At 64.0% G+C, this 8,156-nt stretch carries 7 protein-coding genes, 1 tRNA gene and 2 pseudogenes; 6 read left to right on the top strand and 4 right to left on the bottom strand.

The window, feature by feature from the left end; all coding sequences use genetic code 11:
- Positions 1 to 189, top strand: a 189-nt coding sequence (locus RHBS_RS05325) for an excalibur calcium-binding domain-containing protein (RefSeq protein WP_145977476.1), incomplete at its 5' end; no start/stop codon positions are given.
- A 78-nt stretch (positions 190 to 267) separates the two neighbouring features.
- Positions 268 to 1,203, top strand: a complete 936-nt coding sequence (locus RHBS_RS05320; protein WP_187298385.1) for a pseudouridine synthase — start codon at positions 268 to 270, stop codon at positions 1,201 to 1,203.
- Here RHBS_RS05320 and RHBS_RS05315 read toward each other — a convergent pair.
- The 3 genes from RHBS_RS05315 to RHBS_RS05305 all read right to left on the bottom strand — a co-directional run bounded on the left by RHBS_RS05315 (position 1,189) and on the right by RHBS_RS05305 (position 2,890).
- Positions 1,189 to 2,151, bottom strand: a complete 963-nt coding sequence (locus RHBS_RS05315) for a GGDEF domain-containing protein (RefSeq protein ID WP_187298384.1) — start codon at positions 2,149 to 2,151, stop codon at positions 1,189 to 1,191. The two genes, RHBS_RS05320 and RHBS_RS05315, sit on opposite strands and share 15 nt — an antisense overlap.
- A gap of 160 nt (positions 2,152 to 2,311) precedes the next feature.
- Positions 2,312 to 2,401, bottom strand: a tRNA-Ser gene (locus RHBS_RS05310).
- Between the two features lie 45 nt (positions 2,402 to 2,446).
- The gene (locus RHBS_RS05305; protein ID WP_128645036.1) at positions 2,447 to 2,890 is read right to left on the bottom strand and encodes a MarR family winged helix-turn-helix transcriptional regulator; all 444 of its coding nucleotides are present in this window, start codon (positions 2,888 to 2,890) and stop codon (positions 2,447 to 2,449) included.
- Between the two features lie 147 nt (positions 2,891 to 3,037).
- On the opposite strand from RHBS_RS05305, the pseudogene mgrA reads away from it, so the two are divergent.
- Both mgrA and RHBS_RS05295 read left to right on the top strand, forming a co-directional pair.
- Positions 3,038 to 4,071, top strand: a pseudogene (gene mgrA / locus RHBS_RS05300) (L-glyceraldehyde 3-phosphate reductase).
- Between the two features lie 81 nt (positions 4,072 to 4,152).
- The gene (locus RHBS_RS05295; RefSeq protein ID WP_128645035.1) at positions 4,153 to 5,142 is read left to right on the top strand and encodes an NAD(P)H-quinone oxidoreductase; all 990 of its coding nucleotides are present in this window, start codon (positions 4,153 to 4,155) and stop codon (positions 5,140 to 5,142) included.
- 105 nt (positions 5,143 to 5,247) lie between these two features.
- Here the strand turns inward: RHBS_RS05295 and RHBS_RS05290 are convergent.
- Positions 5,248 to 6,452: pseudogene (locus RHBS_RS05290) on the bottom strand (cysteine desulfurase-like protein).
- Positions 6,453 to 6,627: 175 nt separating this feature from the next.
- Between RHBS_RS05290 and RHBS_RS05285 the strand changes: the two are divergent.
- Both RHBS_RS05285 and RHBS_RS05280 read left to right on the top strand, forming a co-directional pair.
- On the top strand, positions 6,628 to 7,224 hold the full coding sequence (locus tag RHBS_RS05285) for a bacterial proteasome activator family protein (RefSeq protein ID WP_094638909.1): 597 nt from the start codon (positions 6,628 to 6,630) through the stop codon (positions 7,222 to 7,224).
- A 93-nt stretch (positions 7,225 to 7,317) separates the two neighbouring features.
- A complete protein-coding gene (locus RHBS_RS05280; protein ID WP_187298386.1) occupies positions 7,318 to 8,154 on the top strand; it encodes an ABC transporter permease in 837 nt (278 codons plus the stop codon).
- Positions 8,155 to 8,156: the final 2 nt, after the last annotated feature.

Genomic DNA, 8,156 nt, shown 5'->3' with positions numbered 1-8,156 from the left:
GCCCGGTTCTCCTGCCCCCACCCCCCGGCCCCACTCGCAGCTCCAGCGCCCGCACCCCGCCAGGGCGGCACATTCCAGTACGAGAACTGCGACGCGGCGCGCGACGCCGGAGCCGACCCGGTCTATCGGGACGAGTACGGCTACGGACCTCATCTCGACCGCGACAACGACGGCATCGGCTGCGAGTAGCGAACTCGCACTTGTGCAGGCAGATGGCACTGATTTGTCTGCACAAGTGCGATCTCGGCGGGCGGATACGCTCTTCCGGTGAGACGACGCCAGCAACCGCCCCTGGCGAAGCGGCACGGTCTCGATCCCGCGCGAATACGCATGCCCGAGGACGGCATATGGCTCACCGTTCGCGAGTTCCTCGCCGCTACAGAGTCACGCATTCCCCCGCACCGGATCGACGCCATGCTCGCCGCCGGTGACATCGTCGACATGGCCGGTCCCATCTCCTTCGACGCTCCATACGTTCCCGGCGAGGCGGTCTGGTTCCACCGCGACCTACCGTCGGAAACCGTTGTGCCGTTCGATATCTCGATCGTGCACCGGGACGACGCGTTGCTGGTGATCGACAAGCCTCACTTTTTGTCGACCATCCCCCGCGGCGGACATATTCTGCAGACCGCGCTCGTGCGACTGCGTCTCGAACTCGAACTACCGCAACTGGTGCCCGCTCACCGGCTCGATCGTGTGACCGCGGGCCTGGTCCTGTTCGTCGTGGATCCGACACTGCGCGGCGCGTATCAAACGCTCTTCCAGGATCGCAAGGTCCGCAAGGAGTACGAGGCAATCGCGCGCTACGACCCGTCGCTCACACTGCCGACCGTCGTTCGCAGTCGAATCGTCTCGGAGAAGGGACAATTCACTGCCCACAAGGTCGACGGAGAACCCAACGCGCACACCACCGTCGAACTCCTGGAGCATCGAGACGGACTCGGCCGCTATCGATTGACACCGTTGACCGGCCGCACCCATCAACTACGTCTGCATATGAATTCGCTCGGCGTACCCATCCTCGGTGACGACCTCTACCCGACGGCATCCGGCCGAGCCGTCGACGACTTCACCGACCCGCTCCAATTACTCGCCAGTGCACTCGAATTCACGGACCCGATCTCGAAATCGTTGCGACGCTTCGAGACCGGATTGGGCCTGGAGCGTTGGGCCGAGGGTACTCGACCGTCAGGCCCGATCTGATCTGTCCCGTTCTGTCGAGTGAGTGAGTCGTTTGGCGTCGAGCAGTCGAGCATCCGCACGGGCCAGAAGCGAGTCCATGGTGTCGCCGCGCGAACTCACTGCGCAACCCGAGGACCACGCACTGGTGGTGAGCTGCTGAAGACGCCCCACCAGACTGTGGGCACTCTGCTCGTCGATTCCGGGCAGGACGAGGGCGAACTCGTCGCCGCCGATACGCGCGACCACATCGGACGCACGAAGACCTCGCCGAACCTCGGTGACGAATCGAGCCAGCACCCGGTCGCCGGCATGATGGCCGTACTCGTCGTTCACTCGCTTGAAGCGGTCCAGATCGATCATCACCAATGCCAGAGGTGCGCCGGACTTCTCGGCCCAGCGCAGGTACTGACTTCCGTTGCGCTCGAACCCGATTCGGTTCACTGCTCCGGTCAACGAATCCGTCTCGACCTGCCGTTGCAAGCGTCGGTAGAGATAGCTCGCAGATTCCAGACAGAACAACGACGCGAGCATCAGATTGAGCCAGGTGACCGTCAGCGATCCACTGGGGCTGAGCGCAACGCCGATGCCGGACGCCGCAATCGCCACGCCTGCAACCGACCTGGCGACCAGACGACGGAAGAACCATCCCAGATAGCAGGCGAGCAGTGGATAGAAAACAAGGTTGTTGACCGCGACGATCCCTTGGGTGGATGTGCCCATCTGGACCGAGGTGACGCCGATGAACAACAAGCAGCCCAGCAAAGCGATGCTCCGCGGAAACCTCGCACCCATCGCCGCGGGGATCAGAACCACGACGACGGCAACGGCCGTCCAGAGCCACGTCCACCACCGACCGAGAGCACCCGGATCGGAGGTGACGGCATCGAGCACGCCACTGACAGCCACGACTGCCGAGGCGAGCGAGGTGACGTTCGCGAATGGCGGATTCGTCCACAAGCGCGTCTTCAAGTGCAGTAACGGTCGACTGCGGCGCGTCCTCATGGCGACAATTGTGAGCGCAGAACGTAAGACCGGTCGACCGGGGCGGTATCGACGCCTTTCCGCGGCTCCCGGGGCAAACAAAACCGGTCCACCCTTGCGGGTGGACCGGGTTCAAACAACGAACATGTGGCGGAAGCGGAGGGATTTGAACCCCCGGACGCTTTTACACGTCTCTCGCTTTCAAGGCGAGTGCATTGGGCCGCTCTGCCACGCTTCCGTGTGCGATCTTAAACGGCCGAGCGGCCCGAGGCCCAATCGCCCCTCACCGTCGCGGTGTCGAGCCGGACGCGTCCATCGCGGCATCGACCTTCTCGAAGATGTCGCCCAGCACCTCGAGTTCGTGGGGCGAGAGGATGTCGACGAGGTGCTGCCGGACGCCGCGGACGTGCGTGGGTGCCGCCTCCGACAATCGCCGACGCCCTTCCTCGGTGATCACCGCCAGCACGCCTCTGCCGTCGTTGACGCAGGTACTGCGAGACACCATGTCCTGGAGTTCCATTCGCCTGATCTGATGCGTCAGGCGACTTCTCGAGGACAGGACACCGTCGGCGAGCTCACTCATTCGGATGGAGCCGTCGATCGATTCCGACAGCATCACCAGGATGCGGTACTCGGCCATCGACAGATCGTGGCGATCCTGCAGATCCTTGTTCAATACCCCCATCAGTCGTTGCCCGCCGTCCATATAGGCGCGCCATGCTTTCATTTCCGCAGTGTCGAGCCACTGCGGGTCCCCCCCCGGGACCAATTACTAGTTCGGCCGTCACGCGTGTCATCTTAGGCGGGAAATCTACCCACGAGTAGGTTGACGCGGTTCGAGGCCCCGTTCGGCACAGCGCCCTATGGTCGAGGTATGACCGATCCCTACATCGACCCGCCGTACGTTGCCGCCGACGATCGCTACGAGTCCATGCTGTTCCGCCGAGTGGGCTCACGAGGGCCCCGACTTCCGGCGGTGTCATTGGGACTGTGGCACAACTTCGGCGACGACGTACCGCTGATGAACCAGCGCGCGATCCTGCGTCGCGCATTCGATCTCGGCATCACGCATTTCGATCTGGCCAACAATTACGGCCCGCCGTACGGCAGCGCGGAGAAGAACTTCGGCCGCATCTTCTCCGAGGATTTCGCCGGATACCGCGATGAGCTGATCATCTCCAGCAAGGCCGGCTGGGACATGTGGCCCGGCCCCTACGGCTTCGGTGGCTCTCGCAAATATCTGTTGTCCTCGCTCGAACAATCGTTGACCCGAATGCGACTCGACCACGTCGACATCTTCTACAGCCATCGCCCCGACCACGACACCCCGATCGAAGAAACAGCAGGCGCACTGATCAGCGCTGTGCAGCAGGGCAAAGCCCTGTACGCGGGCATCAGCTCGTACAAGCCCGACGGCACGCAGAAGATGGCAGACCTGCTCGCCGATGCGGGTGTTCCCCTGCTGATCCATCAGCCAGTTACTCGATGGTCAATCGGTGGATCGAACCCGAACTGCTCACTACCCTCGACGCGGTGGGCGCGGGCGTCATCGCCTTCTCGCCTCTGGCCCAGGGCATGCTCACCGACAAGTACCTCGACGGTGTTCCCTCGAATTCGCGAGCAGCGCAGGGCAAATCGCTGAATCCGGACTGGCTCACCGACGACCACATCGAGCATCTCCGGGCGTTGAACCACATTGCCGCCACCCGCGGCCAATCCCTCGCACAACTCGCGCTGAGCTGGGCCCTGCGCGACCCACGCGTGACGTCGGTACTGATCGGCGCATCGAGCGTCGAACAGCTCGAGAACAACGTGGCGGCGTTGAAGAACCTGGACTTCACCGACGCCGAACTTGCCGAGATCGATACGCATGCCGAGGACTTCGGAATCAATCTCTGGGACCTGTAGAAGTGCCTGCGGCAGTGGTGTAGTTAAGCGCTCCAGAGGGCACCTAACCGCACCACTGCGCCGGAGGCGCACTATGGAGACATGCGTGCCATCACACTGAAAGAATTCGGCGATCCCGACGTCATGGAATGGACCGAGGTCCCCGACCCCCGCCCCGGCCGCGGACAGGTGATCATCGATGTCTCGGCCACCGCCGTCAACCGCGCCGACCTGATGCAGCGTCAGGGCAACTACCCACCGCCTCCGGGGGCCAGCGACATCCTCGGACTCGAGTGCTCGGGCATCATCTCCGAACTCGGTGAGGGCGTCAGCGGCTGGAACGTCGGAGACAGGGTCTGTGCACTGCTGGCCGGCGGCGGCTACGCCGAGCAGGTCGCCGTACCCGCCACCCAACTCTTCCCCATTCCGCAGGGCCTCGATCTGCATGTCGCAGCGGCACTTCCGGAAGTCGCCTCGACGGTGTGGTCCAACCTGGTGATGGACGCGCATATGCGTTCGGGGCAGGTACTGCTCGTTCACGGCGGCGGCAGCGGAATCGGCACTCACGCAATCCAACTGGCCAAGCAGATGGGTGTCACCGTCGCCGTCACTGCCGGATCCAAGTACAAGCTGGACATGTGCGCAGACCTGGGTGCCGACATCCTGATCGACTACAAGAACCAGGACTTCGTCACCGAGATCCGTTCACAGACAGAGGAACACGGAGCAGACCTGATCCTGGACAACATGGGTGCGAAGTACCTCGACCGCAACCTCGACGCATTGGCCATGGACGGCACCGTCGTCACCATCGGTATGCAAGGCGGAGTGAAGGGCGAGCTGAACTTCGGCAAACTCCTCGCCAAGCGCGGCTCGGTGCATGCAGCCGGATTGCGTGGCCGCCCCGAAACCGGGCCGTCGAGCAAAGCGAACATCGTCGCGGACATGACCGCACACCTGTGGCCGATGATCTCCGAGGGCCGCGTCACCGCCGTCGTGCACGCCGAGATTCCGATAACCGAAGCGGCGCAAGGACATCGAATGCTCGACGAGGCCGAGACCATCGGCAAAGTGATTCTGCGAATCCAGTAGCCCAGGTCAGCGGTCGTAAGCGGAACCTCAAAGTCGGCTACGAGGCCGGAGTGGAGCCTGCGGAACGACCCGGAGGCTCCTCGTGCACGTGCGGCGCAGCCGCTCTTAGAGGGCGAGCGCGGTGAGCGCTTTGACGAGCTGATCGATTTCGTAGCGGGTGGTGTACGGAGCCAGACCGATGGTGACGGCACCACCCTCGTCGTTGACGCCCAACGCGTCGAGCAACCGACTGCCGCCGTGGACTCCGCTGACACTGCCGATTCTGGCCTGCGCGAGTTGCTCGGACACCTTCACCGCTGGCATGCCCTCGACGGTGAAGCTCAAAGTGGGAATGCGCGTCGGTGCATTGCCGAGCACCATCACGTGGTCCAGCGAACCGAGCGCCTTCATCAGGTAATCGAACAGACCGTCGTGGTAGTGCTGCAACGATCCGATCGACAATTCGAGACGCTCGCGACGCGTCCCGGTCGCTGTGTCGTCGAGGTTGGCCAAGTAGTCGATGGACGAGACCACGCCCGCCAACAACGCGTACTGGTGACTGCTGACCTCGAGCCGCGCCGGCCCTTGGCCGACGGATTGAGCGACATCGACGGCAACTGTTCCAGCAGCGTCGGATCGCGGAAGATCAACGCACCGACCGACGGCCCACCCCACGCGGCGGTGTCGATCGCGACGATGTCGGCCCCGAGTTCCTTGATGTCGACGTGGGCGTAGGGGGCAGCTCCGGCCGCGTCGACCACGATCAGCCCACCGACCTCGTGCACCAGATCCGCCGCGACCCGAACATCGGGCGCACTACCGACGATCGGCGACGCAGCAGTGACCGCGACGAGCCGAGTGGTGGAAGTGATCAGATCGTCGAACTGCCAGGTGGGCAACTCGCACGTATCGATCTCGACCTCGGCCCAGCGCACATGCGCGCCCGACCGGCTGGCCACCCGCAGCCACGGTGCCACGTTTGCTTCCTCGTCCAGACGCGAGAGCACCAGACCGGTTCCCAGGCCCAGCCGCGAGCTCATCGAATCCGCCAGCCAGGACAGCAGCGTCGCGCGGTCCGGACCGATGACGACACCGGACGGATAGGCACCGACCAGATCGGCGATCGCAACGCGGGCGGATTCCAGCAGAGCCGCACTGCGCTTGGCCGAGGTGTTGCCGGCCGAATGATTGGAGGCACTGTGCCGAAATGCGGTGGACACAGCGGTCGACACGCGGTCCGGGATCAGCATCCCCAGCTGAGGGTCGAGATGAATCCACCCGTCACCGAGCGAGGGGATGGAACCTCTCACTCGCGCGACGTCGTAACCCATGCCGGACACTCTAAGCGCCGACCGGTGAAGCATGTGTTCCACGTCCTGTTTCCCCAGGGAACGGTTGCCCACCTCGCACGCTCGATCCTCCCGGCCTCCACTGTTCCCGACGACCGAACCAGGATAATCGCCCCTGACGATCGCGCAACGGCGAGCGAGGCGTAATGATGGATATATGACTCAATCCGAGCCGAACAGCGCGCCCGATGACCATGTCGTAGTGATCGGCCCCAACGGGGAACCGCTCGCCCTGAGCCGCGAGGAAGCGACGGCCGCTGCGGCCCGCGCCGCCGGATCCTCCGCGAACGACGGATCGGACGATGGATCGGGCCTGTCGGAGATGGTCGAGCAGCCCGCGAAGGTGATGCGCATCGGAACGATGATCAAGCAGCTGCTCGAGGAAGTGCGCGCCGCACCGCTCGACGACGCGAGCCGGACGCGACTGAAGGAAATCCACAAGTCGTCCATCCACGAACTCGAACAGGGCCTCGCCCCGGAACTGCGCGACGAGCTCGAGCGCCTGGTACTGCCCTTCGGCGACGACGTGGTCCCCACCGACGCGGAACTGCGCATCGCCCAGGCACAGCTCGTCGGCTGGCTCGAAGGTCTGTTCCACGGCATCCAGACGGCCCTGTTCGCTCAGCAGATGGCCGCGCGGGCTCAACTCGAACAGATGCGGCAGGGCGCGTTGCCTCCCGGTGTGATGGGCGCTCCGGGTGGCGGCCAGGGTGGCGGGGGCCACGGCGGCGGCGGTACCGGCCAGTATCTGTAGCAAGCTCGGAATGAGCGCAGTCTCCGAAGAGAGGTAGTGTCGACCGTCGTGTCGGCACCAGCGAAGGATCCCGAGAGCGAGGCAGGAGACCAGATGCCTGCTCCGGTTTCGGACTCACAGACTTATCGGCGCGCTTTCGGCGACCTGAAAACCGGTTTCAACCAGCGCGAGCTGTGGCTGCATCTCGGTTGGCAGGACATCAAGCAGCGGTATCGCCGGTCGGTGATCGGTCCGTTCTGGATCACCATCGCCACCGGCGTGCAGGCCATCGCGATGGGTCTGCTGTATTCGGTCCTGCTCAACATCGATCTGCGCGAGTTCCTGCCACACGTCACCGTCGGCCTGATCGTCTGGGGACTGATCAGCGCCGCGATCCTCGAAGGCGGAGACGTCTTCGTCGCGAACGAAGGCCTGATCAAACAGCTGCCCAGTGCGCTGAGCGTGCACGTCTATCGCCTGGTGTGGCGTCAGCTGCTGCTGTTCGGTCACAACATGCTGATCTACGTGATCATCATCGCGATCTTCTGGCCCGAGGGCGGGCTGCACTGGACCGTGATCTTCGCGATCCCCGCGCTCGTGCTGATTCTGCTCAATGCCGTGTGGGTGTCCATTCTGTTCGGCATCGTCGCCACCCGCTACCGCGACATCGCCCCGATCCTCGGCAGCTTCGTGACGCTGATGTTCTTCATGACGCCGATCGTGTGGACCACCTCAGGCCTGCAGTCCATGGGCGGCGAGGCCGCGAACCGCGCCAAGCTCGTCGAGATCAACCCGCTCTTCCACTACCTCGACATCATCCGGGCCCCCCTGATCGGCGAGGATCAGCAGGCGTACCACTGGTACATCGTGCTCGGCTTCACCGTCGTCGGCTGGGCGCTGGCCATCGTCGCACTCAAGAAGTACCGGGCCCGCGTGCCCTACTGGGTTTAGGG

Source organism: Rhodococcus sp. BS-15, from assembly GCF_000813105.1.
Classification (GTDB): domain Bacteria; phylum Actinomycetota; class Actinomycetes; order Mycobacteriales; family Mycobacteriaceae; genus Rhodococcoides.
This window is presented reverse-complemented; position numbering and strand designations above follow the sequence as displayed.

Bases quoted from the DNA above. Each gene is read 5' to 3' on its own strand.
- RHBS_RS05305 (WP_128645036.1), bottom strand. From the start codon at position 2,890: ATGAAAGCATGGCGCGCCTATATGGACGGCGGGCAACGACTGATGGGG.
- RHBS_RS05295 (WP_128645035.1), top strand. From the start codon at position 4,153: ATGCGTGCCATCACACTGAAAGAATTCGGCGATCCCGACGTCATGGAA.
- RHBS_RS05285 (WP_094638909.1), top strand. From the start codon at position 6,628: ATGACTCAATCCGAGCCGAACAGCGCGCCCGATGACCATGTCGTAGTG.
- RHBS_RS05280 (WP_187298386.1), top strand. From the start codon at position 7,318: ATGCCTGCTCCGGTTTCGGACTCACAGACTTATCGGCGCGCTTTCGGC.